Annotated in this window: 1 pseudogene; it reads left to right on the top strand. The window is 63.3% G+C overall.

Annotated features, from left to right (window positions below):
- Positions 1–78 precede the first annotated feature (78 nt).
- Positions 79–671: pseudogene (locus tag G3480_RS27215) on the top strand (ISNCY family transposase); the annotation flags it as partial.

Below are 671 nucleotides of genomic sequence, written 5' to 3'. Positions count from 1 at the left end.
CTATGGAAGCAAAATCGTCTCAGCGGCTGTCCAACCCAGTAGGGAAGCCAATCCAGTCTGGTGAGGCGGAGGTGGATCATGGGAGGCAAGACACGCCGCGAGGAGTCCAGCCGGGAGCAACGGCTGCGCCCGGAAGTGATGGAGTGTCGTGACTGCGGAGAGCGGTTGCGCCTGGCGTACAGCACATGGCGCAAGGTCGCGACGCTGGAGGGGATGCTGCAACTGAAGGTGTCGATCGGGCGCTGCGTCAATCCAGCCTGCGCACGCTATCACCTGCCGACGCATCCCTTGGAAGAAGGGCATATCGCGCTGCCGTACTACGAGTACGGTTTGGATGTGCTGGCGTTCATTGGCCGGCAGCGCTATTGCGAGCGCTCCACGGCGGCACAGATTCACGCCGCCCTAGAGCAACGCGCAGTCCGCATCAGTCAGCGCAACGTCCAGTACCTGCTCGAACGCTATGATGAACTGGTGGCGTTATCGGTGCGCGACAGCCCAGAGCGGCGCGCGCGCCTCGCGGCGCAAGGGCGCCTGATCTTGGCCATTGACGGGCTGCAGCCGGATGTGGGTCATGAGGTGCTGTGGGTCATCCGAGAGGTGCTCTCAGGCGAGGTGCTGTTGGCGCGTAGCCTGTTGTCGTCATGTCAAGCGGAGCTGATCGCGCTGCTGCA

This window comes from Thiorhodococcus mannitoliphagus (assembly GCF_010915725.1).
GTDB lineage: Bacteria > Pseudomonadota > Gammaproteobacteria > Chromatiales > Chromatiaceae > Thiorhodococcus > Thiorhodococcus mannitoliphagus.
Note: the sequence above shows the minus strand (reverse complement) of the source record. Positions and strands in the feature narration are given on the sequence as shown.